21 protein-coding genes and 1 pseudogene are annotated in these 25,442 nt (G+C 72.2%); 11 read left to right on the plus strand and 11 right to left on the minus strand.

Annotated elements, in window-relative coordinates:
* The first annotated feature begins 124 nt into the window (after positions 1–124).
* Together BBH68_RS18765 and BBH68_RS18770 are read left to right on the plus strand one after the other, a co-directional pair.
* On the plus strand, positions 125–814 hold the full coding sequence (locus BBH68_RS18765) for a DUF1707 SHOCT-like domain-containing protein (protein ID WP_065963961.1): 690 nt from the start codon (positions 125–127) through the stop codon (positions 812–814).
* Positions 815–963: 149 nt separating this feature from the next.
* Complete coding sequence (locus BBH68_RS18770; RefSeq protein WP_014176756.1) at positions 964–1,320, plus strand: WhiB family transcriptional regulator; 357 nt, start codon at positions 964–966, stop codon at positions 1,318–1,320.
* A gap of 173 nt (positions 1,321–1,493) precedes the next feature.
* Here BBH68_RS18770 and glpX read toward each other — a convergent pair whose 3' ends face one another.
* Positions 1,494–2,525, minus strand: coding sequence for a class II fructose-bisphosphatase (gene glpX, locus BBH68_RS18775; RefSeq protein ID WP_065963962.1), 1,032 nt, complete (start codon positions 2,523–2,525; stop codon positions 1,494–1,496).
* A 170-nt stretch (positions 2,526–2,695) separates the two neighbouring features.
* Here glpX and BBH68_RS18780 point away from each other — a divergent pair, with 170 nt between their 5' ends.
* Positions 2,696–3,238 carry a DUF4245 domain-containing protein gene (locus BBH68_RS18780; RefSeq protein ID WP_079151071.1) on the plus strand — a complete coding sequence of 181 codons (543 nt, stop codon included), beginning with the start codon at positions 2,696–2,698 and terminating at the stop codon, positions 3,236–3,238.
* A gap of 130 nt (positions 3,239–3,368) precedes the next feature.
* Here the strand turns inward: BBH68_RS18780 and BBH68_RS18785 are convergent, their stop codons facing one another.
* Positions 3,369–3,656: an exodeoxyribonuclease VII small subunit gene (locus BBH68_RS18785; protein WP_065963964.1), complete on the minus strand. Its 288-nt coding sequence runs from the start codon at positions 3,654–3,656 to the stop codon at positions 3,369–3,371.
* Between the two features lie 10 nt (positions 3,657–3,666).
* On the minus strand, positions 3,667–4,953 hold the full coding sequence (gene xseA / locus BBH68_RS18790; protein WP_065964076.1) for an exodeoxyribonuclease VII large subunit: 1,287 nt from the start codon (positions 4,951–4,953) through the stop codon (positions 3,667–3,669).
* A gap of 55 nt (positions 4,954–5,008) precedes the next feature.
* On the opposite strand from xseA, the gene BBH68_RS18795 reads away from it, so the two are divergent.
* Both BBH68_RS18795 and ppgK read left to right on the plus strand, forming a co-directional pair.
* Positions 5,009–6,025, plus strand: coding sequence for a 4-hydroxy-3-methylbut-2-enyl diphosphate reductase (locus tag BBH68_RS18795; RefSeq protein ID WP_065963966.1), 1,017 nt, complete (start codon positions 5,009–5,011; stop codon positions 6,023–6,025).
* Positions 6,022–6,906 carry a polyphosphate--glucose phosphotransferase gene (gene ppgK / locus BBH68_RS18800; protein WP_079151072.1) on the plus strand — a complete coding sequence of 295 codons (885 nt, stop codon included), beginning with the start codon at positions 6,022–6,024 and terminating at the stop codon, positions 6,904–6,906. The genes BBH68_RS18795 and ppgK overlap by 4 nt, the downstream gene beginning before the upstream one ends.
* 22 nt (positions 6,907–6,928) lie before the next feature.
* On the opposite strand, the pseudogene BBH68_RS44265 reads toward ppgK, so the two are convergent.
* Positions 6,929–7,465 (minus strand): annotated as a pseudogene (locus tag BBH68_RS44265) (DUF6542 domain-containing protein); the annotation flags it as partial.
* A 197-nt stretch (positions 7,466–7,662) separates the two neighbouring features.
* Here BBH68_RS44265 and ychF point away from each other — a divergent pair.
* A complete protein-coding gene (gene ychF / locus BBH68_RS18805) occupies positions 7,663–8,751 on the plus strand; it encodes a redox-regulated ATPase YchF (protein ID WP_065963968.1) in 1,089 nt (362 codons plus the stop codon).
* Positions 8,752–8,818: 67 nt separating this feature from the next.
* Here the strand turns inward: ychF and BBH68_RS18810 are convergent, their stop codons facing one another.
* The 4 genes from BBH68_RS18810 to BBH68_RS18825 form a co-directional block, all read right to left on the minus strand.
* Positions 8,819–9,895, minus strand: a complete 1,077-nt coding sequence (locus BBH68_RS18810) for a hypothetical protein (RefSeq protein ID WP_425428824.1) — start codon at positions 9,893–9,895, stop codon at positions 8,819–8,821.
* A 239-nt stretch (positions 9,896–10,134) separates the two neighbouring features.
* Complete coding sequence (locus tag BBH68_RS18815) at positions 10,135–12,111, minus strand: hypothetical protein (protein WP_065963971.1); 1,977 nt, start codon at positions 12,109–12,111, stop codon at positions 10,135–10,137.
* The gene (locus tag BBH68_RS18820) at positions 12,108–12,902 is read right to left on the minus strand and encodes a toll/interleukin-1 receptor domain-containing protein (RefSeq protein ID WP_065963972.1); all 795 of its coding nucleotides are present in this window, start codon (positions 12,900–12,902) and stop codon (positions 12,108–12,110) included. Before BBH68_RS18820 ends, BBH68_RS18815 begins: the two co-directional genes overlap by 4 nt.
* A 288-nt stretch (positions 12,903–13,190) precedes the next feature.
* The gene (locus tag BBH68_RS18825) at positions 13,191–14,357 is read right to left on the minus strand and encodes an NsdA family TPR-like regulatory protein (protein ID WP_483855354.1); all 1,167 of its coding nucleotides are present in this window, start codon (positions 14,355–14,357) and stop codon (positions 13,191–13,193) included.
* Between the two features lie 397 nt (positions 14,358–14,754).
* Between BBH68_RS18825 and BBH68_RS18830 the strand changes: the two genes are divergently transcribed.
* A complete protein-coding gene (locus tag BBH68_RS18830; protein ID WP_065963977.1) occupies positions 14,755–16,173 on the plus strand; it encodes an ATP-binding protein in 1,419 nt (472 codons plus the stop codon).
* Between the two features lie 219 nt (positions 16,174–16,392).
* On the opposite strand, the gene BBH68_RS18835 is transcribed toward BBH68_RS18830, so the two are convergent.
* Positions 16,393–16,731, minus strand: a complete 339-nt coding sequence (locus BBH68_RS18835) for a MerR family transcriptional regulator (protein WP_065963979.1) — start codon at positions 16,729–16,731, stop codon at positions 16,393–16,395.
* A gap of 632 nt (positions 16,732–17,363) precedes the next feature.
* Between BBH68_RS18835 and BBH68_RS18840 the strand changes: the two genes are divergently transcribed.
* Positions 17,364–17,738 (plus strand): hypothetical protein, encoded by a 375-nt coding sequence (locus BBH68_RS18840; protein WP_065963983.1) that lies wholly within the window; start codon positions 17,364–17,366, stop codon positions 17,736–17,738.
* A 217-nt stretch (positions 17,739–17,955) separates the two neighbouring features.
* Here the strand turns inward: BBH68_RS18840 and BBH68_RS18845 are convergent, their stop codons facing one another.
* Together BBH68_RS18845 and BBH68_RS18850 are read right to left on the minus strand one after the other, a co-directional pair.
* The gene (locus tag BBH68_RS18845) at positions 17,956–18,354 is read right to left on the minus strand and encodes a CBS domain-containing protein (RefSeq protein ID WP_065963984.1); all 399 of its coding nucleotides are present in this window, start codon (positions 18,352–18,354) and stop codon (positions 17,956–17,958) included.
* A 429-nt stretch (positions 18,355–18,783) separates the two neighbouring features.
* On the minus strand, positions 18,784–18,987 hold the full coding sequence (locus BBH68_RS18850; protein ID WP_065963989.1) for a cold-shock protein: 204 nt from the start codon (positions 18,985–18,987) through the stop codon (positions 18,784–18,786).
* A 390-nt stretch (positions 18,988–19,377) separates the two neighbouring features.
* Between BBH68_RS18850 and BBH68_RS18855 the strand changes: the two genes are divergently transcribed.
* The 3 genes from BBH68_RS18855 to BBH68_RS18865 all read left to right on the plus strand — a co-directional run bounded on the left by BBH68_RS18855 (position 19,378) and on the right by BBH68_RS18865 (position 25,429).
* Positions 19,378–21,024 (plus strand): SDR family oxidoreductase, encoded by a 1,647-nt coding sequence (locus BBH68_RS18855; RefSeq protein WP_079151080.1) that lies wholly within the window; start codon positions 19,378–19,380, stop codon positions 21,022–21,024.
* Between the two features lie 5 nt (positions 21,025–21,029).
* Positions 21,030–22,412 (plus strand): cryptochrome/photolyase family protein, encoded by a 1,383-nt coding sequence (locus BBH68_RS18860; protein ID WP_065963990.1) that lies wholly within the window; start codon positions 21,030–21,032, stop codon positions 22,410–22,412.
* Positions 22,413–22,639: 227 nt separating this feature from the next.
* Complete coding sequence (locus tag BBH68_RS18865; RefSeq protein ID WP_065963992.1) at positions 22,640–25,429, plus strand: class III lanthionine synthetase LanKC N-terminal domain-containing protein; 2,790 nt, start codon at positions 22,640–22,642, stop codon at positions 25,427–25,429.
* The last annotated feature ends 13 nt before the right edge of the window (positions 25,430–25,442 follow it).

Consider the following 25,442-nt stretch of genomic DNA (forward strand, 5'->3'; position numbering starts at 1 on the left):
CTTGGATCGCTCGCACTGCTCGGCCCCGGGGGGCCTCCCAGGCTTCGGTCAGCTGCGCCGGACTCCGTCCGGCGAGTCGCCCAACCCCTAGTCGCGATGTATCGCGAGTGGCTAATCTGGTCGGGTGACTGAGCAGCAGCCGGTGCCCCTGACGAAGACCGCCCCCGCCCCCGCGCCTGGCGCGCCCGCGTCCAGCGCGGAGTTGCGGGCCTCGGACGCGGACCGCGACCGGATCGCGGACATCCTGCGCGAGGCGCTGGCCGAGGGGAGGCTGGACCCGGAGGAGCACGCCGAGCGGATCGACGCGACGTACCGGGCCAAGACCGTCGGCGAGCTGGAGCCCCTGGTCCGCGATCTGCCGGCTGTCGGGGCGGCCGGCCGGGCCGTCGGGGCGTCCCCGGTGCCGGGGGCGGGCGGCCGGGGCCCGCAGGGGGCCCGTGCCCTGCCCGCCACGGACAACCTCGTGGCCGTCTTCGGCGGCGCGATGCGCAAGGGTCGCTGGCGGGTGCGGCGCACCACCAACGTCCTCGCTCTCTTCGGCGGCGTGGAGATCGATCTGACCGAGGCGCTGTTCGAGCAGCGGGAGATCGTCATCAACATCTCCGCCGTCTTCGGCGGGGTAGAGATCAAGGTCCCGGAGAACGTCACCGTCAGCGGCGGCGGCGCGGGCGTCTTCGGCGGATTCGACATCAAGGGGTACGAGGCGCCGGATCCGGACGCCCCGGTCGTCGTGGTGCGGGGATTCGCCTTGTTCGGCGGTGTCGAGACCACACGAAAGCGCGGAAAACGCCTGAAGAACCTACGTTCATATTGAATTTCCGGCCGGGGCAACGGTGTGCATAAGCACGCGCACAGCGGGTAAGGCTTGGTGCATCGTCTCCCGTACGGCTGATGGGGGTGCTAACGGGCCGTACGGGCGAGGCGGGCAAGGGTGACCACCGGAGCCGTCGTCAGGAGTAGACCGTGCTGCAACCGCATCAGCCCCTGCTGGACGCCGCCGTGCCCCCGCAGCGCATCCCCGCGCGGGATCAGGCAGGGCCCTGGCACTCGGAGGCGGTGTGCCGCCGGGACGAGGCCGGGCTGTTCTTCGCTCCCTCGAAGGAGCCCACGGCTGCGCGGCTGTCGCGGGAGGAGGCCGCCAAGCGCGTCTGCGCGCGCTGCCCGGTCATGGTCGAGTGCCGGGAGCACGCCCTGCTACAGCCCGAGCCGTACGGGGTGTGGGGCGGGCTGACCGCCGCCGAGCGCCGGGTCGTGCTGGCCCGCCGGCGCCGCCGCGAGGCGGAGCTGCAGCGCGCCGTGCGGGTGGCGGCCGCGGGCTGACGGAGGCCGCGGCGAGCCCGGCCCTCGAAAGCGGCGAGCCGCGCCCCGTAAGCGCCCGAGCCGAGCCCTCGGAAGCGGCGAGCCGGGCCCTCGTAAGCGCCCGAGCCGAGCCCCGCAAAAAAAAGAGGGGTCTGGGCCCCGCCGGGAGGAGGGGCCCCGCCTGTGCGTGCCCGCTACCGCGCGCGGTCGAAGTCGACCGAGGCGTAGGCGCGCAGCTTGGACAGCCGGTGGACCGAGTCGATCTGCCGGATGGTCCCCGACTTGGAGCGCATCACCAGCGACTGGGTGGTCGCGGTCTCCGCGCGGTACCGCACCCCGCGCAGCAGATCGCCGTCGGTGATCCCGGTGGCGACGAAGAACACGTTGTCGCCGCTGACCAGGTCGTCCGTCTCCAGCACCTTGTCGAGGTCGTGGCCCGCGTCGATGGCGCGCTGCCGCTCCTCGTCGTCCTTGGGCCACAGCTGCGCCTGGATGGTGCCGCCCAGGCACTTGATCGCGCAGGCCGCGATGATGCCCTCCGGCGTGCCGCCGATGCCCAGCAGCAGATCCGCACCGGCGCCCTCGCGCGCGGCCATGATCGCGCCGGCCACGTCGCCGTCGGAGATGAACTTGATCCGGGCGCCCGCCTCCCGGATCTCCTTGACGATGTTCTCGTGCCGGGGCCGGTCGAGCACGACCACCGTGACGTCCTCGGGGCTGGACTTCTTCGCCTTCGCGATCCGGCGGATGTTGACCCCCGGCGGCGCGGTGATGTCGACGAACTCGGCCGCCTCGGGGCCGGTGGCCAGCTTGTTCATGTAGAACACCGCGGACGGGTCGAACATGGTGCCGCGCTCGGCGACGGCCAGCACGGACACCGCGTTCGCCATGCCCTTGGCGGTGAGCGTGGTGCCGTCCACCGGGTCCACGGCCACGTCGCACTCCGGGCCGGTCCCGTCGCCCACCCGCTCCCCGTTGAAGAGCATGGGCGCTTCGTCCTTCTCGCCTTCGCCGATCACGACGACACCGTTCATGGAGACGGTGTGCACGAGGGAGCGCATGGCCTTGACGGCGGCGCCGTCGGCGCCGTTCTTGTCGCCTCGTCCCACCCAGCGACCGGAGGCCATGGCGCCGGCCTCGGTGACCCGGACCAGTTCCAGGGCCAGGTTGCGGTCGGGGGCCTCGGGGCTGACTTCCAGCTGGGACGGCAGATGATGCTCGGTCATCGGATCGCACCTTTCTGTACGGCGACGGCCGGATGTGAGGGTGATTGTGCGTTGTGGGGGAGCTGGGGACAGCCCCCCGAAAAGCACAGTATCCGCTGATTGCGAATGTGAGCAGAGGGCCCCACGCATGAGCACGACTGCCATGAGGGACGATAGGGGGCGTGGCAGGTATGCGAGGCAAAGAGACGGTGCGGGACATGCTGCTGTCGCTGGTGGTGATAGGCGCCGTCGCAGCGGGCATCTACGTCTTCGCCATTCCGCACGACGACAGCAAGAATCCGCTGAAGACGGTCGACTACAGGGTAGAGCTGATCACCGCCCGGCGCGCGGCGCCGTACCCGGTGGCCGCCCCGGAGCCCGGCAGGCTGCCCAAGGGCTGGCGCGCGACCTCGGTGACGTACGGGCCCGAGACATCGTCGCGGCCGCAGGGCGACACGGCGTGGCACCTCGGCTTCCTCACCGCGGAGGAGGAGTACGTCGCGGTCGAGCAGAGCAACGCCAAGACGGGGCCGTACGTCGCCGAGGTCACCCAGCGGGCGAAGAAGACGGACCGGGCGCAGCGGATCGACGGCAAGGAGTGGGTCCGCTACAAGGGTGACAAGTACAACGCCCTGGTGCACACGGAGCCGGGCGTGACCACGGTGGTCACCGGCACGGCCTCGTTCGGCCAGCTCACGGAGATGGCCTCCGCGCTCACCGCGAAGAAGGGCTGACCCGACCGCCGCCGCGCCCCACCCGCGCGGGGCGGCTCGGTCCGGCTGCGGTCGGTCCGGCTGTGATCGGTCCGGCTGTGGTCACCGCACGCGCACGCCGATGGGGGCGGGCCTTGGACGGCCCGCTCCCTCAGCGGCTGTCGTCGCCGCCTTCGCCCGCCCCGGTGTCGTCCCCCTCCGCCGACTCGGCCAGCGCCGCGTCCAGCCGCGCCCGCGCGCCCTCCAGCCAGCGGCGGCAGACCTTCGCCAGCTCCTCGCCGCGCTCCCACAGGGCGAGCGACTCCTCCAGGGTCGTCCCGCCCGCCTCCAGGCGGCGCACCACCTCGACCAGCTCGTCCCGCGCCTGCTCGTAGCCGAGCGTGGACGCCTCGGCCGCGCTCCCGGCCGCCTGGGTGGCCTTCTCGTCCGTCTTCGCCATGCCGCACAGCCTATTCAGAGGGACTGACAACGTCGGAGGGGCCGGCAACCTCAGCAGGGCCGACAGCCGGACCGGCAACGTCAGCGGGACCGGCAACCGCGCGGACCGTGAACTCGCCCTCGGCGACCCGCGCCCTGAGCTCCTCCTCCGCGCTCACCTCGGCCGCGGCACGCACCACCGACCCGTCCGCGTGCTGCAACACCGCATAGCCGCGCCGCAGGGTCGCGGCGGGCGACAGGGCCACCACCCGGGCGTGGGTGTGGATCAGCTCCGAGTCCGCGCGGTCCAGCAGATGCCCCAGGCAGCGCCGGCCGCGGTCGAGGAGCCCGGAGACCTGCTCGGCCCGCTCGTCCACCATCCGGTGCGGCTGCCGCATGCACGGCCGCGCCAGCGCCGCCGCGAGTCCCCGCTCCTCCCGGTCCAGCAGGCCGTGCACGCTGCGCAGCGCGCGCTCGCTCAGGTGCTGGATCCGCACCAGCTCCTCGCCCACGTCCGGCACGATCTTCTTGGCCGCGTCGGTGGGGGTGGACGCCCGCAGATCGGCGACCAGGTCGAGCAGCGGCGAGTCCGGCTCGTGGCCGATCGCCGAGACCACGGGCGTGGCGCAGGCCGCCACGGCCCGCACCAGCTGCTCGTCGGAGAAGGGCAGCAGATCCTCCACGCTGCCGCCGCCGCGCGCCACGATGATCACGTCCACGTCCGGCATCGCGTCCAGCTCCTGGACGGCCTCGATCACCTGCGGCACGGCATGGACGCCCTGCACGGCGACATTGCGCACCTCGAAGCGGACCGCGGGCCAGCGCAGCCGCGCGTTCTCCAGGACGTCGCGCTCGGCGGCCGAGGCCCGCCCGCAGACCAGCCCTATCAGCTGCGGCAGGAACGGCAGCGGCTTCTTCCGGTCGGCCGCGAACAGGCCCTCGGCCGCCAGCGACTTCTTCAGCAGCTCCAGCCGGGCCAGCAGCTCGCCGATGCCGACCGGCCGGATCTCGGCGGCCCGCAGGGAGAGCTGGCCCCGCGGCGCGTACCACTCCGGCTTGGCGTGCACCACCACCCGCGCGCCCTCGGTGACCGTGTCCGCGACCTTGTCGAAGACCGCGCGGAAGCAGGTGACGGTGAGCGAGATGTCGTAACTGGGGTCGCGCAGGGTGAGGAACACCACCCCGGCGCCCGGGCGCCGGGACAGCTGGGTGATCTGCCCCTCGACCCACACCGCCCCGAGCCGGTCGATCCACCCCCCGATCAGCCGGGACACCTCGCCGACCGGGATCGGCGCCTCAGCGGACGTGTTGACAGCCATGCCCGCGAGCGTATCGGCCGTCACCGACAATTCCCCGAGTCCGCGGCCCCCTACCATGGTGACCATGACTGCATCGCCTGCCCGCCGGGTCCTGCTCGCGGCCCCCCGCGGCTACTGCGCCGGCGTGGACCGTGCCGTAATCGCCGTAGAGAAGGCCCTGGAGCAGTACGGGGCGCCGATCTACGTGCGCAAGGAGATCGTCCACAACAAGTACGTCGTGCAGACCCTCCAGAAGAAGGGCGCGATCTTCGTCGACGAGACGGAGGAGGTGCCCGAGGGATCCATCGTGATCTTCTCGGCGCACGGTGTGGCGCCGGTCGTCCACGACGAGGCCAGGCAGCGCCGGCTCGCCACCATCGACGCGACCTGCCCGCTGGTCACCAAGGTCCACAAGGAAGCCGTCCGCTTCGCCAAGGAGGACTACGACATCCTCCTGATCGGTCACGAGGGCCACGAGGAGGTCATCGGCACCAGCGGCGAGGCGCCCGACCACATCACCCTGGTCGACGGCCCGGAGGACGTGAAGAACGTCCGGGTCCGCGACGAGTCCAAGGTCGTCTGGCTGTCCCAGACCACGCTCTCCGTGGACGAGACCATGGAGACCGTGGACGCGCTCAAGGAGCGCTTCCCGGCGCTCGTCAGCCCGCCGAGCGACGACATCTGCTACGCCACGCAGAACCGCCAGGTCGCGATCAAGCAGGTCGCCGCCGAGTCCGACCTGGTGATCGTCGTCGGCTCCAAGAACTCCTCCAACTCGGTGCGGCTGGTCGAGGTCGCCCTCGGCGCCGGCGCCAAGGCCGGCCACCTGGTCGACTTCGCGAGCGAGATCGACGAGGCCTGGCTGGAGGGCGTGACGACGGTCGGCGTGACCTCGGGCGCCTCGGTGCCGGACGTGCTGGTCGAGGGCGTGCTGGAGTGGCTGGCCGAGCGCGGCTTCGCGGATGTGGAGGTCGTCCAGCCGATGCGCGAGAGCCTCACCTTCTCGCTGCCCAAGGAGCTGCGGCGCGACCTGAGGGCGGAGGCGGAGGCCGCGGTGGCCGCTCCCTCCCAGGCCCCCTCCCAGGACGCATGACCGCCCGGCCGGAAGGCCCGGCGGGGGCCGGCGCGCCGACCGAGGGTCACGGGCAGGTCCAGGAGCGGGCGCCGGAGCGGATCCTGGGCGTGGACATCGGCGGCTCGGGCATCAAGGGCGCGCCGGTGGACCTGGCGCGCGGCGACCTGGCCGAGGAGCGCTTCAAGGTCCTCACCCCGCAGCCGTCCACGCCCGACGCGGTCGCGGACCGGGTCCGTGAGGTCGTGGACGCCTTCGGCTGGTCCGGGCGGCCGGTCGGGGTGACCTTCCCGGGCGTGGTGACGGACGGTACGACCCGTACCGCCGCGAACGTCGACAAGGGCTGGATCGACGTCGACGCGGCGGCGCTGCTCGGCGAGCGGCTCGGCTCGCCGGTCACGGTGGTCAACGACGCGGACGCGGCCGGGATCGCGGAGATGACCTTCGGCGCCGGACGCGGCCGCAGGGGCACGGTCATCCTGCTCACCTTCGGCACCGGCATCGGCAGCGCGGTCTTCACCGCCGGACGCCTGGTGCCCAACACCGAGTTCGGCCATCTGGAGCTGCACGGCCACGAGGCGGAGAAGCGGGCCTCGTCCAAGGCCAAGGAGGACCACGACCTGAGCTGGCAGACCTGGGCGCACCGGGTGCAGAAGTACCTCGCGCACCTGGAGATGCTCTTCTCACCGGAGCTGTTCGTGATCGGCGGCGGGGTGAGCCGCAAGGCGGCGAAGTTCCTGCCGCTGATCGAGGGGATCAGGGCCGAGGTCGTGCCTGCGCGGCTGCAGAACAACGCGGGGATCGTGGGGGCCGCGATGGCGGCTCGGTCCGCGGCGGCTGATCCGGCCGGGATCCGCGACTCAGCTGCCGCTCCCACTGCTGCCGCTGGTTCCGCCGGCTGACCAGGGCGCCCTTGCGCGCCAGGACGACCAGCGAGGCCAGCAGGGTGCCGGCGTAGAGCCAGCCGGCGTTCAGCGACAGCGCGGTGAACACGCCCATCGCCTGCCCGGCCAGGCCCTCCGTCCCGTCGTTGATCGGCAGCAGCCCGAAGGCGAACGCGATCGGCGCCCCGACCGGGGCGGCGGCCAGGTCCACCGGCCGTACCCACAGCCCGCAGGCCGTGCACGCCAGCAGGAAGACCACGCCGTACGCGGTCGTGGACGCGGAGAACAGCAGCGCGTCCAGGCAGCCGAAGCCCAGCATGACCACGGTCGCCAGCAGCCCCGCGCCGAAGCCGGTGAGGCGCGGGGCGGGGTAGCGCACCCCGGCCACCGCGCGCCCCACGGTGCCCACGGCCGTCGCACCGCCCGCCCGGGGCCGCCGCGCCGCTCCCTCCGGCGCGCGCGCCCCCTCGCCCGCGCCGCCTCTGTACCTGTCCCGGCCCACGTCCCTGTCGTCCGCCGCCGGGCGGGGCGGCGGGGCGTACGAGCGGCGCGGCGTACGGGTGCTGTAGTGCTCCACCCGACCAACGTAGGTCGAGGGGTGCCCGGAATCCGGCGTTGGACACGCCCTTCGCAGGACCTTGGCAGTGTGTTCGACCGATTTTCAGTCCGGCCGGGTGACGCGGAGCGGCCCCGTAGACTGGTGCATCGGCCCCGCAGCGGGCCTCGTCCCTGTCGTCACATTCTCGCTACGGGAAGTTACGGGAAGTCGCCAACGTGTCGCTCACGATCGGAATCGTCGGTCTGCCGAATGTCGGCAAGTCGACCCTGTTCAACGCCCTGACCAAGAACGACGTCCTGGCGGCCAACTACCCGTTCGCCACCATCGAGCCCAACGTCGGAGTGGTCGGCGTCCCCGACCCCCGCCTCGACACCCTCGCCGAGATCTTCGGCTCGGCCCGCAAGCTCCCCGCCACCGTCGACTTCGTCGACATCGCGGGCATCGTCAAGGGCGCCTCCGAGGGCGAGGGCCTGGGCAACAAGTTCCTGGCGAACATCCGCGAGTCCGACGCGATCTGCCAGGTCATCCGCGCCTTCAAGGACGAGAACGTCGTCCACGTCGACGGCAAGGTCTCGCCCAAGGACGACATCGAGACGATCAACACCGAGCTGATCCTCGCCGACCTCCAGACCATCGAGAAGGTGCTGCCGCGCCTGGTCAAGGAGTCGCGGATCCAGAAGGACAAGCAGGCCCAGGTCAAGGCCGTCGAAGAGGCCAAGGCCATCCTCGACGAGGGCCGCACCCTGTTCTCCGCCGGCATCGTCCAGGGCACCGACCGCGCGGCCGTCCTCCACGACCTGCACCTGCTCACCACCAAGCCCTTCCTCTACGTCTTCAACGTCGACGAGGACGAGCTCACCGACGACGCCTTCAAGGAAGAACAGCGCGCCCTCGTCGCCCCCGCCGAGGCGATCTTCCTCAACGCCAAGCTCGAGGCCGACCTCGCCGAGCTCGACGACGAGGAGGCCCTCGAGCTCCTCCAGTCCGTAGGCCAGGACGAACCGGGCCTCGCCACCCTCGCCCGCGTCGGCTTCGACACCCTCGGCCTGCAGACCTACCTCACCGCCGGCCCCAAGGAGTCCCGCGCCTGGACCATCAAGAAGGGCGCGACCGCCCCGGAGGCGGCCGGTGTGATCCACACCGACTTCCAGAAGGGCTTCATCAAGGCCGAGGTCATCTCCTTCGACGACCTGGTCGCCACCGGCTCGGTAGCCGAGGCCCGCGCGGCGGGGAAGGCCCGCATGGAGGGCAAGGACTATGTGATGCGGGACGGCGACGTGGTGGAGTTCCGCTTCAACGTGTAGTGGAATTCCACCACGTCGCTGACCCTCGATTCTCCGGGACAGCCCGGAGAATCGAGGGCCTACCGGATCAGTTCCCCGCCTCGGCGTCCTCGTCCCGTGCGCGAGGTGCGGCGGGCCGGTGTGGGCTGTGCGAGGGGTCCCAGAAGTACGGAGGTGTCATGTCGTCGTCTTCGTTCATCTTCCGCCAGTCCTGGTTCCGTTCGCCTGCGCCGGCATCCGGGTCCGCAGCCGCGTCGCTGAACGGCGAGCCTTTGGGGTCTGGGAAGCGCGGTGACCAGGGCCCCGTGGTGTCCCCTTCGCCCGAAGGCCCATCCTCCGGCCACTCGCCCCCGCCCTCGTCGGGCGTCGGGAGAAGGGTCCGCCTGATCTCCTCGGCGGCCTCATCCAGCCCGGCCGCTTCCAGGCTCCGCACCACGCGGTGCACGAACACCGTGTACTCGTCCATGTCCGGCTTGAGGCCCAGCGCCGCCAGCAACAGCAGCAGCCGATCCGAGACCCCTACTTCCTCCTCGCGGTCGAACGTCCCTCCTGCTTGGCCGCCCCCGCCCCACAGCGGACCCCCGACGGCCGCCTCGCTCCGCGCGCTCACGGGCGGGACGAGCAGGTGGCGGAAGAGTTCGGGCACCTCCTCGTCATTGGCTGCCGCCGCGATCTGGGCGAGCGGGCCGATCATGTCGACCGCCTTCTCGATCTCGTCCTCGTGGCGGGCGAGCCACCACACCACCGCGCTGCCCGCGCTCTTGAGTACGTCGTCACCGAGGTAGCGTCGCTTGTTGCGCTCGTGCTGACGCTCGTATTCCCAGATCTCCTCGTCCTTGCGAAGGTCGTTCAGCTTCCGCAGGCGCTCGCGGTCGGCCTGGGCGAGGGTCAGCGTCACATCGGCCGCGAGGGCCTTGACCCGTCCGCCCCGGTCCGGGAGTGGGACGGCCAGCTCCCCCTCCAGGAGGTACCGCGCGAAGCTCGCGCGTCCGGGCTCCTCGCGGTGGACGACCTGCAGGGCCCGGCTGAGGATCGAGGACACCGCGAGGGCCGGGGAGGCGCCGTCGGACCGGTCGGGGTGGTCAGGGACCGGCCTCCACCACACGGTGGCGGAGAAGAGGAAGTCGTAGCCGTCCGCCGCGCTTGGCAGTGCCGCGTCAACCACCCGCGTCTCCTGGTAGGGCGGCTCCGTCGGTGCCGCGGGCGGTTCGGGCTCCCCGGGTTCGTAAGGGGCAGCCGGCGCACGGCCACCGCTGAGGACCGTCATCACGAGCAGCAGGGAGCCCGAAACCGTGACCGTCGACATGAAGCCCCACAGCCACGCCGACCAGTGCAGGAGGTTTCCGAGCACAACCGGTGTGAGGCCGCAGAGAACAACGAACAGCAGGCTGGGAAAGCGGTGTTTCATCGTTCCTCTTCCGTGGTCCGTGGGCCGGCGCCCGCACGCTCCGTGGGGGCGAACTGCGCGTGGTCGATGTGCTGCCAGAAGAGGGCGGCGACCGCCGCCCGGGACGGGTGGCGCGCGGTCCCCGCCCAGTCGCAGGCGATGGTGTAGAGGCGGTGGAGAGCGGCCGTGCGGCCGCGTGTCGCCCCGACCATCACGCCTAGCGCCATCTCCCGCGTACCGTCGCGCGCCGCGGCGTTCAGCCAACTGCTCACCAGCGGGTTCCAGAGTTCCGTCGGCGGCTGGGAGAAAATCGTCCCCCAGCCCCGGGACAGATCCGGCCATGGCGGTGGGTCCGGTGCCCGTTCGCTCATCAAGAGCACCGTCAGCAGCCGAAGATGGGGCTCCGCCCGGGATGTCTCCCGACGTGTCCGGTTCCGCAGGCGGTTGATCAGCAGTCGGTAGAGCCGGCGGTCGCGGCCGGCGAGGTCGAGAAGTGCCTCCCGTGCCTCGCGTGCCGCCTCCCCCTTCCGTACGGCGAGGTAGTGGAGCCGCACCATCGCCTGATCCGGGTGCGTCGCACCGAGATTCCGGAGGCAGGCGGTGGTCAGGACGCGGGTGAGACCGTCCGACAAGGGGCCGGACCTCGCGCACTCGTACATCCGCCTGCGGAACCATCCCCCGAACCGCTCGTGGCTGAGGCCAAGTTCGAGGGCCGCCACGGCTCGCGGGTCGCAGGACACGCCGGTCGCGCGGTCGGCCCAGCGCACCACGAGGTCGAAGAGGTGGTCGGGCCGCCCGACGGCCAGGGACCGCTCGCCGAAACGGACGACGATGTTCACCCGATCGTCGGTGGTCAGACCGCGCAGCCCGGCGGCCTGGCCGATCCAATCCTTGAGGTCGCCGCGCACGCCGGGGAAGTTCGCCCAGAAGTACGTCCGTACCGCGTCGGCGTAGGCCAGCCGCTCGAAACGGAGCCGACCGTCCGGGTCCCGCTCGATTCCGAGCGCCGCCAACCGCTCCCCGAAATCCGTCCGCGCGAGCTCGGTCGTCGCCTCTTCCTCGTGCCCCACCGTCTTCATCAGGCCGTTCCACGCCTCGTAGACGGTGTCGGCGCGGGTCTCCTCGAACACGGCCGTCGCGAGCAGCAGGGCCCGCTCGGGCGCGGTGCGGACCGTGGCCACCTGTCGGCCCACCTCACCGGCGCGATCGGTCACCGCGTGTATCGCCTGGTCGAGCCATCCCGCGAAGTCGGTGCCGAACCGGCCGCTGTCGCGAGCGGCCTTCACCAGTCCCGCGAGCCGCGCCAGTTCCCGCATGGGGGAGCGGTCGCACAGGCGCTGGACGTCAGCGCTCCCCAGGTCCGCGGAGCGGAAGGCCATCCGGTCCATGCGGAGGTGCCGGGTAACGACGGCGACGCCCCGGGGGCGCCCCAGCGTCACCGTGTGCGGTTCGAGGTCCGGCGAGTGAGCGTGCTCCATGCCCGACGGCAGGACGACCACCATGTAGGCTCCCGCCTCCTGGACCTGCGACCGGTACACGGCCAGGCGGCACTGGCCCTCGGCGTACGCCTCCTCGTCGGCGCTTCTGGAGAGATCGAGGAGGAAGCGGTCCCCCTCACCGGGGGCAAGAGGCGTCTCGTCCTTGTCCGTGGCGGGAAGCTCCTCGAACCGGACCCCCTCCCCGTCGGCGCCCCTCTCCTCACCGATCCCGTGCAGCAGCATGATCGCCGCGGCGCGGCGGCCGCTGCCGGGCGGAGCCTCCAGCAGCACCACCGATCCGGGCTTCTCCAGACGGTCGGCGGCGACGCGGTAGCCGACCGGCGGAACGAACCGGTCGGCCAGGCGCACCCGGTCCTCGCGGACGATCCGGAGGGACTCGACTCCCTTGCGGATCATCCAGTCTTTGCCGACGCCGTAAAAGACGTTCTGGGGGCCCGGACCGTTGTTCACCGGGCCGTGCGGGTCGTTGACTGTGACGCGGTCCTGCTCGGTCATCGTCCGTCGTCCGAGCGCCGGCGCTCGCGCTCGAAGCGCTGGTGGACCGTACCGCTGTTGTCGCCCGCGGTGAACTGTACCCCGGTGTTGTCGCCCTGGAAGTGGGGGGCGTTGTACTGGTGTCCTCGACCGGTGTTCACGGGCCCCTGCGGCTCGTTGACGAAGGTGCCGGACAGGTCTCCGTTGAGGTTTCCGATGCCGCCGCGCACGCGCTGCTCGACGTCGCGCGTCCGCATCCTGGTGTGCTGGATGTCCTGGGCCGGCTTCTTGCGGGACTTCGCCTCAGCCCGCTCCCGCGCAGCACGGGCGTCGCCGTCCACCGCGCCCAGCTCGGGCAGCAGCCGGGCGAGAGCGTCCCCGAGCGCCGTCAGGTCCGACTCGGCGTTGCGGTGGTCGAACCGCCTGTACTGGCAGTCTGCCAATTCCCGCAGGTCGTCCGGGAGAACGGCGCGGTCGATCCGTGTGGCCTTTCCGACGAGCACGGGGATCACCAGGATCCCTCGCTCGAGTGCGGTCTGGATCTCGCGGCGGGTCCAGTCCTGCTCGGCTTCGAGGGCGGGGCGGCCGTCGGTTCCCCGCACCTCCGCCCAGCGGGGGCCGATCACGGCGAGGAGCGCCTCGCATTCCTCCACCGCCCTGACCAGTTCCACCGGGAAGCGGTGTCCGAGCTCGATCGAGTTGCTGGCGAAGAAGATCCGCTCGCCGCCGAACCGCCGGGCGAGCTCCCGAGCGATCATGGTTGCCGCGGATTCCTCGTCGCCTGTGCGGTAGTTGACGAAGACGTCGGGCATGGAGGTTCCCTTCGTGAGAGAGGGACGGAAGACGGGGTGAATGGGTACGAGCGCGGAGGCCGGGTACCGGGGCGTCGGTCCGCCCGACCCATGAGGTCCCGACCGTGTGACGGCGTGACGCGTCCACGGGAGGGCGTACGGGACGGAGGAGCGCCAGCTCTGGCCGCCGGAGCCAAGAAGCCGGGGCGCGGTGCGACGCGTCGGAGGGGCCTGGCGGGCGTGGGATCCAGAGGGCCTAACCGGGCAGGCCGGTGAGCCGGGCGGCTCGAGCCGGTACCGGTGTCGGTGTCAGCCGTGTGCGGGGGCGAGTACCCGCGCCAGCGCCGGTTGCAGATCGCGTACGGCCTGGCTGCTCCGAAAGCGGGAGAGTTCTCGCGCGAGATACCGGACGTCGCTGTTCACCGTTGCCGAGGGCACGGCCGCCATCACCTCCAGGAGCTCCCCGGCGATCGCGCACGCGTGATCGACTTCTCCGGAGGCGGCGTGGGCCAAGGCTCTGCGGACGCCGTACCGGGCGCGGGTGCGCAGCGCGTGCGGTGGGAGGCGGCGGCACTCCCGGTCGAGGATCTCGGCCGCGGCTTTGGGACGACCGAGATCGTGCAGGCACCAGCCGGTCGTCATCGCCGCCGGATCGCTCACATGGGTGGTGCCGATCACCGGCTCGGCGCCGTTGCGGGCGTCGTCACTGTCGAGCAGCTCTCGCGCCCTGTCGAGGCTGCTGAGGCAGTCGCGTTCGTCGCCGACGAGCGCGTGGCCCTGCGCCTCCCGCTGTGCCGCGAGCCCCCGGATGCGCGGCGGGAGTCCGTCGCTCTGGGCTTGTCGGGCCAGGGCGACAGTGCCCGCCGCGTCCCCGCCGTAGAACGTGACCAGGGCGCGCCGCACGAGTGCGTAGGAAGCGAGGTACGGATCGCCCCCGGCACGCGCCAGTTCGGCGGCCTCACCGGTCCAGCCGAGCGCCGCGCCGCTGTCCCCGGCCTCCTGGGCCATCCAGCCGGTGAACTCCGCGAAGCGTGACGCGAGCAGCAGCGCAGGGGCCCGAGTGGCGGACGGGGTGTCGGCGGCCAGCGCGGCGACCGTGCGCGTCTGTGTCTCCAGCAGGGGGAGCAGGGCCTTCGGCGCGGTGGACTGGCCGAGCTTCCGTAGCTGATCGAACTGCACGCGGAAGGAGGCGAGGAGGGGGTCGGCGGCGGAGGAAGGCTGACTGCCGAGTTGCAGACCGAGGTCGATCAGCGCACTCGTACCCGCCGCGAGGACCTCCCGGCGCCTGACGAGCCGGAGGCTCGGGGTGGCGGGGGTTTGGGTGGTGTCCGCGCCGGTCGCGGGGCGGACGACCAGGCGCTGCAGCTCGCCGTTCGCGCCGAGGAAGGCGTCGCAGCGCCGGGCCAGTTCGGGGGACGCGGAACGCTCCCCGCGCTCGACCTTGCTGAGGTGCCCCTTGTCGTAGTTGAGCGCCACGGAGAACTCGGTCAGAGTCAGTCCTGCTTCCTGTCGTAAACGGCGAAGTTCCGGGCCGAAACGTAAAGTACTGCTCATTGGTAACCCCCCTGAGTAGCGACCGCGAGAGCCCTGCGCCCTCGCGGGGAGCTTCGTTCGTCGTTCACTGGGGCGACGCGAACACCGACGGCAAACACGTCTTGTGACGGAACGGTTCCGCTTCGCATCCGAGAGCGAGTTTGGCACGAGGCGCGCCTCGGGAATCGGTGTTCGGCGCGGTTGCCCGTTGCCTCTTCCGCTCTCCGTTGTTCTCCACCTCTTCCTTGCGGGGTGGAGGGCAAATGGCGCGAGCTGTCGCCATCCACTAACCTCTTTGTTAGTGACATGACTGTTACTAACAAGGGTGGAGGTTGGTGGCATGGTGGACTTTGTAGGTCGCCGGCAGGAGCTGGCTACGTTGGAGCGAGAGCTGCAGAAGGTGGCGGCAGGGGTTGGCGGGGAGCGGCCCGGTCGGTGCGTGATGTTGCGTGGGCGGCGCCGGGTGGGCAAGTCGCGACTGGTCGAGCGGTTTGCGGAGCGCTCTGGAGCCCCGTTCTTGTTCTACGCGGCGACCGGTGCGTCCCTCAGGGATGATCTGACACGTCTGGCCCGAGACGCCCAGGCATCGACGCTGCCGCTGGCGCCGCTGGTGGCCGCCGCGCGACCGGAGAGCTGGGATGCCGCGTTCGATGTGCTGGCCGCGGCGCTGCCCGCCGACCGGGCGAGCGTGCTGGTCATCGACGAGGTGCCGTACCTGATGGATGCCGATGGCGCCTTCGAGGGGATGCTGCAACGGGCCTGGGACCGGGTGCTGGAGACCAAGCCGGTGCTGCTGGTCCTCATCGGCTCCGATCTTTCGATGATGGAGGCTCTGAACAGCTACGGGCGGCCCTTCCACCAACGAGGCCGGGAGATGGTGCTCGGGCCGCTGAACCCCGCCGAGGTGGGGAGGATGCTCGGGCTGGAACCGGCGGAAGCCTTCGACGCGGCGCTGGTCACCGGGGGGCTGCCGTTGATCTGCGCGGAGTGGCCGCACGGCGCGGGGCTGTGGGACTTCCTCGGCGAGGCGCTGAACGATCCGGTCTCGGCCCTGCTGGTGTCGGCCGAGCGTTCATTGGCTGCCGAATTTCCCCCGCGGGCCCAGGCGCGTACGGTGCTGGCGGCTATCGGCAGTGGCGAGCGGACCTTCACCAACATCGCCCGTGCGGCCGGCGGGATCGGTGCTACGCCGCTGCAGCGAGCTCTGGAGCTGCTCACGGACAAGCGGATCGTGGCCGCGGAGCTGCCCGTATCGCTGCGTCCGTCGAAGGATCGCCGCTACCGGGTGACGGATCCCTACCTGCGGTTCTGGCTGCATCTGCTCGGTCCGTCCATGGAGGAGATCGAGCGGGGGCGGGGCGATCTGACCTTGGCGCGGATCCGGGAGAGCTGGACCAGCTGGCGCGGCCGGGCGATCGAGCCGCTCATCCGCGAGTCGCTCGCCCGGATACTGCCGGACGACCGGCTCCCCGCGGCGCCCGCGGTGGGCGGCTACTGGACCCGCACCAACGACGTTGAGATCGACATTGTCGGGGCGGACCGCGCCCCCATCGCCAAGGAGCTGATGTTCGTCGGCTCCATCAAGTGGCTGGAGCAGTCGTCCTTCGACCGGCACGACCTGGCGGCTCTCCATCGACACCGGGCCGCCCTCACCGACGAACTTCTTCCAGTCGCGGCGGTCTCGCGTGGCGGAGTCGACTGCCCAGGGCTCGATGCCGCCTACGGCCCAGGTGATTTGCTGACCGCTTGGCCGCTGTGAGCGGCGAATTGTGGGCGAGGGGCGGGCGGGCGCTCACGAGCCCGGCCCCTCATGTCCGGCCCTCGCCGACCCCGGGGGCCACGCGGTAGGCGGCTACCCGTAGGCGGTGTCGGTCGGGTAGGAGACGAGGGTCGTGGTGCTGAGCCCCCCTGGGGTCGCTCTCCGGCTCTGTCAGGGCTCCGCTTCCTTTCCGCGGGGCCGGCTGTGCCCGGGCGGGGCTCATGGGGAGCTGTTGTGCTGTTCGGCCGCGGCGCGGCGGAATTCCTCGTTGATGCGCTGGGCTTCCTCGAGCTGGTCCTCGAGGATGACGATGCGGCAGGCGGCCTCGACCGGCATGCCCTGGTCGACGAGTTCGCGGGCGCGGGCGGCGATCCGCAGTTGGTAGCGGGAGTACCGGCGGTGCCCGCCCTGTGAGCGGAGCGGGGTGATGAGGCGGGCCTCACCGATGGCGCGGAGGAAGCCGGGGGTGGTGCCGAGCATCTCTGCTGCCCGGCCCATGGTGTAGGCGGGGTAGTCGTCGTCGTCCAGACGATCGCTGAGTGGATTGTCTGCTGTCATTCTCACCTCGTTGAGCAACGCGTCGAGGGGCCCTGGTGCCGTGCGCACCAGGGCCCCGAAGGAAATTCAACACCATCTGTCGGCCCTACTGCTGTGCCGACCTTCTGTTTTCCGCTACGCCGCCCACGGGGGGCGGGATCGCGGGGATCGCGGCTGCGTGACCGGGGACCACCTTCCAATCCGGGGTCTTGCGGTACCCGGGCCGGTTTCCTGGGCCCGGGCGATCCTGATGGCGTTCGCTTCCTCCGTTCTTCTTTGCCGAGTCATCCACTCAGTACTGCCCGGTGCGGCCGCCAGTCCCGTCGCCCTCCTGAAGACAACCTGGCTTCGCGACTCCGCAGCCGCACCGGTCCTGCGAACTTCATGTACTTCTACCCGCCAGTTCGTCTCTGCCGGGTCTCGCTCGACTCTGTCTACGAGAGAAACCTTAGCCAGGCCGCGGCCCAATGTCTACTCTGGCGAGCATAGATTTTGTTCTGTGCGGGCCCTCGGTAACCTGCGGTCCGTACCGGCGGGCGTGCGCCTGGTCGCCCGGCCGGCTCAGGGGCCGCGCCCCGGCGGGGGCATCGGCACGTTCGCCGCCGCGTCCAGTGGGGTACAGGCGGCCGGATCGATGAATAAAATCGGCTCTCATGTCGAACGCTGACGAACTGCTCGTCGATATGGCCGCCATGGTGGAGTCCGAGCAGAGCAATCAGATGTCCCTGACCGTGGTCGCCGGCGGCGCCGTCATCACCGGGCGGTTGGCTCCCGAAGCCGTGTGGAGGCAGCGTGTGTCGGAGATCCTGAGGGACTCGGACCGCCTCGGGCCCTTCTCCGGTGTCTTCACCGCGGACGAGACGCGGGACCGGCCCGGCCGTGGCGAGCCGCCCACGCATCTGCACTTTCACGTCGCCCGGATCCTGCAAGGCAGCATGGGGATCCCCGAAACGGGAGGGATGTACCGCGTCGCGATCAAGGACGTCAGCGCCTGGACCGTTGGAGACTTCAGCTACTCCGACTCATGAGTCATGCCTCATGAGTACGCACCCCTGGTCGGGCCGGGAGACGACGTCCTGCCGACCGGACGCGGAACGCCTTGAGGGCTCGACCGGCGCGCGCCGGTCGAGCCCTCAAGGCCGTCTTGGTCTCGGCTTCCGCCTCTCCAGGCGGTTACCGGGGTGCGGGGGTGCCGAGCCGGGCCGACGCTTCTGCTTCACGGGGTACCGGCGGCGGCCGGGCGGATCAGCGTGAGAGGGCGAGAACGCCCACGGCGCAGCCGTCTTCGTCGATGACGGGCAGGGCCCCGAGCCGCCCGTGCCGCATCGTGCGCTCCGCTTCGACGATCGTGGCCATGGGCGAGGTGAACGGTCCGCTGTCGCCGAGGACGTCCCGCAGGCGGACCCAATCCGTGTACGCGGGGTTGTCGCGGACAACGGTGAGCTGGGCCTGACCGATCAGGCCCGTGCACCGGCCGTCCTCGTCACGGACGAGCAGGTACCGGGAGCGGGCGCCGGCCATGACGGACAAGGCCACCTCCACGGTCATGTCGTCCCAGACCTGCGGGCCGGGCGCGTCCATGGCGTCGACCACAGTCCTGTCGGCGGAATGCGCCGGGCGCGGCGTCGTTTGGAGCGGCGTCAAAGTGTGCCTCCTGAGGGAATGGGCGAGAGCCCTGAACGAGAAGGGTTCCAGGCCGCCGCGTCGAGGGCGGACCGCCGCTCGACATCTCGCCGACCACCGTGGCCAGCCTCGGCCGCACCGCAGCCGAATTCCCCGCGGCGCCGGGCAGGGCGGAGAATCCCAGGAACAGGCCGAACAATTCGAGAGCAGATTCGGCCGGAGGGGGAATGCTCGCCGGTTGAGGCGCTGAAACGGGCGGCGTGATTCGTCCGCGAGGCGGGCCGGGTCCGCGGGGGTCTGCGAGGCCGGCCGGATCTGCGAGACCGGCCGGGCCTGCGGGGCCGGCCGGGTCGGTGAGCGTGGCGTGACGGGGAACCGCGCACTGCCACGGAACGAGTCGGGGCCCGCACCCCGAAGTGCGGGCCCCGTCGGGAAACGTGCGCGTCGGCGTCAGGCGGGAACGATGTTCTCCGCCGTCGGGCCCTTCTGGCCCTGGGCGACGTCGAAGCTCACCTTCTGGCCCTCCAGGAGCTCGCGGAAGCCCTGGGTGGCGATGTTCGAGTAGTGGGCGAACACATCGGCGCCGCCACCGTCCTGCTCGATGAAGCCGAAACCCTTTTCCGCGTTGAACCACTTCACGGTGCCAGTAGCCATGTGTCACATCTCCTTCGGGGCAGTGTCCGGAACTCCGCACTGCGCGGGCTCCGCGTCGCCGCGATGATTACCCCGTCCGGAAAGTGACCGGAAATACAAAGGAGCTCCCATCGGCCTGGAAGGTCAGTGGGGGCGCCTGTAGTTTTTGGGAACCACAACTGCAACTGGCATCGACAGTAGCACGGCATATTCGGCTGCACATGCTGAATCATTACGCTCCGTTGTTGTCTCAGAAATGTTCAGCGCGCGCTGCGTCGAATTCTCACTCCGCGACCACAGATATTGTCCGCCCGGAACACTTCACCCGAATGCCGCGCGCATGGGGCGCCTCCGGGTGAGCCGGCGGCAGGGTGGGAGGAAGGGAGCGTGCGGCCGGACGGTGAGGTGGTCATGGCGGAGACCGGGGACCGGGCGGCGGGGCGTGAGGTGGCGACCTGTCTGGTGACGGGGGCGAGTGGGTACATCGGCGGCCGGCTGGTGCCGGAGCTGCTGGACGCCGGTTACCGGGTGCGCTGCCTGGTCCGTACGCCGCGCAAGCTGCGCGATCAGCCGTGGGCCGGCCGGGTGGAGGTCGTACGGGGTGATGTCACCGACGCCGGCTCGGTGACGGCGGCGATGGAGGGGGTGGACGTCGCCTACTACCTGGTGCACGCGCTCGGCACCGGCCGTGACTTCGAGCGCACCGACCGGGAGGCGGCGCGGGTCTTCGGCGAGCGGGCGCGGCGGGCGGGCGTGCGCCGGCTGATCTATCTGGGCGGGCTGACTCCGGCCGGCGTGCCCGAGCGCGAGCTGTCGCCGCACCTGCGGTCCCGCGCCGAGGTGGGCCGCATCCTGCTCGGATCCGGCGTGCCGACGGCCGTTCTGCGCGCCGCCGTCATCATCGGCTCCGGATCGGCCGGCTTCGAGATGCTGCGCTACCTCACCGAGCGGCTGCCGGTGATGGTCACCCCGCGCTGGGTGCGCACCCGGATCCAGCCGATCGCCGTACGGGACGTGCTGCGCGTCCTGGTGGGCTGCGCGGCGCTGCCGCCCGAGGTGCACCGGGCCTTCGACATCGGCGGCCCGGAGGTGCTCACGTACCTCGACATGATGCGCCGCTACGCCGCCGTGGCCGGGCTGCCCCGGCGGCGGATCATCCCCGTGCCGGTGCTCACGCCCCGCCTGTCCAGCCTCTGGATCGGCCTGGTGACCCCGGTGCCGGCCTCGATCGCGCGTCCGCTCACGGAGTCCTTGCGCCACGAGGTGGTGTGCCGGGACAGGGACATCGAGCGGTATGTGCCCGCCCCGCCCGGCCATCCGATCGACTTCGACCGGGCGGTCGTCCTGGCGCTGCGCCGGGTGCGCGACGCGCAGGTCGCCACCCGCTGGTCGTCCGCCTCCGTGCCGGGCGCCCCGAGCGATCCGCTGCCCACCGACCCGCACTGGGCCGGCGGCAGCCTCTACGGCGACGTACGGGAACGCCACGCGGAGGTGGCGCCGGATGTGCTGTGGGACGTCGTCGAGGGCATCGGCGGGGAGCACGGCTGGTACTCCTTCCCGCTGGCCTGGGCGGTGCGCGGCTGGCTCGACCGCCTCGTCGGCGGCGTGGGCCTGCGCCGGGGGCGGCGGGACGCCCGGAGGCTGCGGGCCGGCGACTCGCTGGACTTCTGGCGGGTGGAGGAGATCGAGCGCGGGCGGCTGCTGCGGCTGCGCGCCGAGATGCGGCTGCCCGGCCTGGCCTGGCTGGAGATGCACGTCGACGACGACGGGGCCGGGGGCGCGAACTACCGGCAGCGGGCGCTGTTCCACCCGCGCGGACTGCTCGGTCATCTGTACTGGTGGGGCGCCTCGCCGTTCCACGCCGTCGTCTTCGGCGGCATGGCCCGCAACATCGTCCGCGCCGCCGAACGCCCGCGGCGGCAGCGCCGGCCCGCCCCCCGGCCGGCCGATGCCGGGCCGGGAGGCGGGCCCGAAGCGGCCCCGTCCGGTGAAGCGGCCCCGTCCGCTGGGGACTCCGCCGTCCGCGCCGGCCGCCGCCGTCCCCCGGAGGGGAACTGAGACCCATGCCCGTCCCGGTCGTCCTGTTCACCTCCGACCTGCGGCTGCACGACCATCCGCCGCTGCGCGCGGCGCTGGAGGCCGCCGACGCGGTCATCCCGCTCTTCGTACGCGACGACGCCGTGGCGGCGGCGGGGTTCGCCGCCCCCAATCGCGGCGCCTTCCTCGCGGACTGCCTGGCCGACCTCGACGCGTCCCTGCGCGAGCGCGGCGGACGGCTCGTGGTGCGCTCCGGCGACCTGGTGGAGGAGGTGTGCCGGGTGGCGGGCGAGGCGGGCGCGGACGAGGTGCGCATGGCGGCGGCGCACAGCCGTTTCGCCACGCGGCGCGAGGAGCGGCTCCGGCGGGCCCTGGAGCGCGAGGGGCGCCGCCTGCTCGTCCACGACGCGGTGACCGTGGCCGTGCCGCCCGGTGAGGTGACGCCGTCCTCGTCGGACCACTTCGCGGTGTTCACCCCGTACTACCGGCAGTGGGCCCGGGCCCCACTGCGCGCTGCCGTGGCCGCCCCGCGCCGCGTCCGCGTCCCCGACGCCGTCATGGGCGAGCCGCTGCCCGCCCGCGGCGAGGTCACCGGTGTCTCGCCCGCCCTCCCGGCCGGAGGGGAGAGCGAGGGCCGGAGGCGGATGACCGCCTACTGGCGGCACGGCCTGGACACCTACGCCGACACCCGCGACGACCTGGCCGCCGACGCCACGTCCCGGCTCTCCGCGCACCTGCACTTCGGCACCCTGTCCCCGGTGGAACTCGTCCACCGCGCCCGCCGCCACGGCGGCCCGGGTGCCGAGGCGCTGGTCAGGCAGCTCGCCTGGCGCGACTTCCACCGTCAGGTCCTCGCCGCCCGCCCCGGCGCCGCCCGCGCCGACTACCGCACCAGACACGACCGCTGGCGCACCGGACGCACCGCCGAGGCCGACATCGAGGCGTGGAAGGAGGGCCGTACGGGCTACCCGGTGATCGACGCGGCGATGCGGCAGCTCCGGCACGAGGGCTGGATGCACAACCGCGCCCGGCTGCTGGCCGCGAGCTTCCTGACCAAGACGCTCTACGTCGACTGGCGCGTCGGCGCCGCCCACTTCCTGTACTGGCTGGTCGACGGGGACGTGGCCAACAACCAGCTCAACTGGCAGTGGGTGGCCGGAACCGGCACCGACACCCGGCCCAACCGGGTGCTCAATCCCGTCACCCAGGCCAGGCGGTACGACCCCGACGGCGCGTATGTGCGCCGCTGGGTGCCCGAGCTGGAGGGCGTCGGAGCCCCCGCGGTGCATGAGCCCTGGAAGCTGCCGGGACCCGATCGCGCCGCGCTCGACTACCCCGACCCGGTGGTGGGGCTCGCCGAGGGCCTGGAGCGCTTCCGGCGGGCACGCGGCCGGAAGGACCGGCCGTGACCTGTTCCGGCGTGGTCAGCCGGGTCCAGGTGGGCCGCTCGTCTTCCCCTGGTGGCTGACCGGCTGGTGGCGGGTCGCGCCGTCGGCGCGGTTCCGGGGGCCGCTCGGCGTGGGCGGCGGCGTTGTGGGGATTCCCCCGATGTCGAGGCCGGCGCCGCGCGGACACGATGGGTGCCGCGCCGATCCGCGCCTCCCATCGAACCGGACAGAAGGCAGAAGGCCGTTCCGTGCTCACTTTCCCGTTGCACAGCGTCGTGCGGTCCGTCCTCGCCGAACTGGACGCGGGGGACTGGACGTTCGAGGAGACCGACACCTGGTGTCACGTCAGCCCGCCGGCCCATCGGGCGCGGATCCAGGGCTGGAAGCTCCATGTGTCGGCGACACCGCTGTCGGTGCCGCACGTTCTGCACCGCGCGGCCGAGGTGCTCGTCGCCGCGGGGTGCGCCTTCAAGTTCGCCGGAAGTGTCCGGCTGGTCGACGAGATGACGTCGGCCGGTTGCGACCGCGCCCAGTGCGGCAAGATCATCACCGCGTACCCCCGCGACGACGACCGGTTCAGATCGCTGGCCGAGGAGCTGGACGCGGCGACGGCAGGGCTGCCGGGTCCGGCGATCCTCTCCGACCGCCCGTACCGCAAGGGCAGCCTGGTCCACTATCGGTACGGCGCCTTCCTCGGGAAGCCGGTGCTGACCGACGACGGCTCCTACGAGGCGCGGATCGAGGCGCCCGACGGCACCCTGGTGACCGACCACCGCAAGGCGTGGTTCGCCCCGCCCGGGTGGGCGGTCCTGCCGCTCGACGGGCCCCCGGGGCGGGCGGCGAAGCCTCCGGCCGAGCCGGGGCCGGTGCTGCTGGCCGACCGGTTCGAGGTGCGGGAGGCGATCCGCCACTCCGCGCGCGGCGGTGTCTACCGGGCGCTGGACCGCAAGACCGGGCGGGAGGTGGTCGTCAAGCAGGCGAGGGCTCATGTGGGCGGCGGGCTGACCGGCGAGGACGCCCGGGCGCTGCTGCGCCGCGAGGCCCGGAACCTGTCCGGCCTGGCCGGCGTCTGCCCGGAGTTGGTGCACGAGTTCGACCAGGACGGGCATGCCTTCCTGGTCGAGGGCCTGGTCGACGGGGAACCGCTCGCGCGGTGGGTACGGACGCGCGTGGTGGAGGCGCCGGACGACGGGGGGATGGCGCCCGCCGAGGCCGTCGAGGTGGCGCGGGACCTGGCCCGGCTGCTCGCCGAGGTGCACCGCCGGGGCCTCGTCCACCAGGACTTCACGCCGAACAACGTGATGGTCACCCCCGAGCGGCGGCTGGTGCTGATAGACCCGGAGTGGGCGACTGCCCCCGGCACGTGGACCACCCGGGCGATGACACCCGGCTTCGCCTCCCCGGAGCAGGGGGCCGGACCGCGCTACGGCCCCGCGTTCGGCCCGGAGTCGGACCTCTACTCGCTCGGCGCGGTGCTGTGTTACCTGGCCACCGGCGTCGCGCCGGTCTTCGCGGCCGGCGGACGAGCCGAGGGACCGGTCGGCGAACGGGCCGACGAGCCGGCCGGCGGACGGGCTGGCGAACGGGCCGGCGGACGGGCCGGCGGACCGGTCGGCCGCGCGCATGGCGAGCGGATCCGCCGGCTGCTGGACGCGGTCGCCGGCGAGCGGCCCGCCGCGCGGCTGCTGGCGCCTGCCGTGCTCGGCCTCACCCGGGAGGACCCGGCGCGGCGCTGGACCGTGGGGCGCGTCCTGGACTTCCTCGACGGCCCGCGCGAGCCGGGGCGCTCCCGGACCCCCGCCACGGCCGCGGTGTCGGCCACGGTGGCCGCGGCGGATGTCGCGCGGCCGCCCGGGCGGGCCGAGTGGCTGCGGCTCGTCGACGACGGGCTCACGTACGTGCTGCGGGGCATGGCGGACCCGGCCGGCGGGGCGGAGCGGCTGTGGCCCGCCGGGCCCTTCGGCGACAAGGCCGACCCGTGCGCCGTTCAGCACGGGGCGGCGGGTGTCCTGGCGACCCTCGTCCGCGCCGACGAACTGCTGGACCGGGCCGGTCTGCGCGACGCGATCGCGCGGGTCGCCGACTGGACCGACGCCAGGAGCGCGGAAGCGCCCCGCGCCCTTCCCGGCCTGTACTTCGGCCGCTCGGGTACCGCCTGGGCGCTGTACGACGCCGCGCGCCACCTCGGTGACACCGGCCTCGCCGACCGCGCCACCGGGCTCGCCCTGTCCGTACCCGTGTCCTGGCCCAACCCCGACGTGTGCCACGGGGTGGCCGGAGCCGGCCTGGCCCACCTGCGGTTCTGGCACCGCACCGGGCGCGCGGAGTTCCTGGCACGCGCGGTGGAGTGCGCGGACCGCCTGGTGGCGGTGGCGGAGACCACCTCGCGGGGCGTGTGGTGGCCGGTGCCGGACGACTGCGACTCCGCGCTGGCCGGTGCCCGCCACCTCGGTTTCGCCCATGGTGTGGCCGGGGTCGGAGCCTTCCTGTTGTACGCCGCGCGGGAGACCGGGGACCGCCGGTACACCGACCTCGCGACCGCCGCGGGGCGGACCTTGGTGGCCGAGGCGGAGCGCGGCCCCTGGGGTGCCCGATGGCGCTCCGACGCGGCGCAGCCGCCCGGCACCGGACTCCTCTACCACTGGTGCAGCGGCTCCTCCGGAGTCGGCACGTTCCTCCTGGGGCTGGCTCTGGCCACCGGCGACGACTCCTTCCTGGGGGCGGCGCGGGAGGCTGCCGTGGCCGTCCACCGGGTCCGCTGGTCCTCACCCACCGCCGCCTGCCACGGGCTCGCGGGCGACGGCGAGTTCCTGCTCGACCTCGCGGAGGCGGTCCCCGACGGGCCGTACCGCCGCTGGGCCGAGGACCTGGCCGCCGTGCTGTACCAGCGGCACACCGTCCGGGACGGCCTGCTCCTCATCCCGGACGAGACGGGCTCCACGGTCCGGGCGGACCACCAGACCGGCCTCGGCGGGCCGATCCACTTCCTGCTGAGGCTCGCCCACGGCGGGCCGCGGCCCTGGATGCCGCTGTCCTGACCCCGGGCAGCCG

The sequence above is a fragment of the Streptomyces sparsogenes genome (assembly GCF_001704635.1).
In the GTDB taxonomy this organism is placed as follows: Bacteria; Actinomycetota; Actinomycetes; order Streptomycetales; family Streptomycetaceae; genus Streptomyces; species Streptomyces sparsogenes.

Excerpts from the sequence above, each read along its gene's own strand:
- glpX (WP_065963962.1), bottom strand. The coding sequence starts at position 2,525 with ATGACCGAGCATCATCTGCCGTCCCAGCTGGAAGTCAGCCCCGAGGCC.
- BBH68_RS18780 (WP_079151071.1), top strand. The coding sequence starts at position 2,696 with ATGCGAGGCAAAGAGACGGTGCGGGACATGCTGCTGTCGCTGGTGGTG.
- BBH68_RS18785 (WP_065963964.1), bottom strand. The coding sequence starts at position 3,656 with ATGGCGAAGACGGACGAGAAGGCCACCCAGGCGGCCGGGAGCGCGGCC.
- xseA (WP_065964076.1), bottom strand. The coding sequence starts at position 4,953 with ATGGCTGTCAACACGTCCGCTGAGGCGCCGATCCCGGTCGGCGAGGTG.
- BBH68_RS18795 (WP_065963966.1), top strand. The coding sequence starts at position 5,009 with ATGGTGACCATGACTGCATCGCCTGCCCGCCGGGTCCTGCTCGCGGCC.
- ppgK (WP_079151072.1), top strand. The coding sequence starts at position 6,022 with ATGACCGCCCGGCCGGAAGGCCCGGCGGGGGCCGGCGCGCCGACCGAG.
- BBH68_RS18815 (WP_065963971.1), bottom strand. The coding sequence starts at position 12,111 with ATGACCGAGCAGGACCGCGTCACAGTCAACGACCCGCACGGCCCGGTG.
- BBH68_RS18820 (WP_065963972.1), bottom strand. The coding sequence starts at position 12,902 with ATGCCCGACGTCTTCGTCAACTACCGCACAGGCGACGAGGAATCCGCG.
- BBH68_RS18830 (WP_065963977.1), top strand. The coding sequence starts at position 14,755 with ATGGTGGACTTTGTAGGTCGCCGGCAGGAGCTGGCTACGTTGGAGCGA.
- BBH68_RS18835 (WP_065963979.1), bottom strand. The coding sequence starts at position 16,731 with ATGACAGCAGACAATCCACTCAGCGATCGTCTGGACGACGACGACTAC.
- BBH68_RS18840 (WP_065963983.1), top strand. The coding sequence starts at position 17,364 with ATGTCGAACGCTGACGAACTGCTCGTCGATATGGCCGCCATGGTGGAG.
- BBH68_RS18850 (WP_065963989.1), bottom strand. The coding sequence starts at position 18,987 with ATGGCTACTGGCACCGTGAAGTGGTTCAACGCGGAAAAGGGTTTCGGC.
- BBH68_RS18855 (WP_079151080.1), top strand. The coding sequence starts at position 19,378 with ATGGCGGAGACCGGGGACCGGGCGGCGGGGCGTGAGGTGGCGACCTGT.
- BBH68_RS18860 (WP_065963990.1), top strand. The coding sequence starts at position 21,030 with ATGCCCGTCCCGGTCGTCCTGTTCACCTCCGACCTGCGGCTGCACGAC.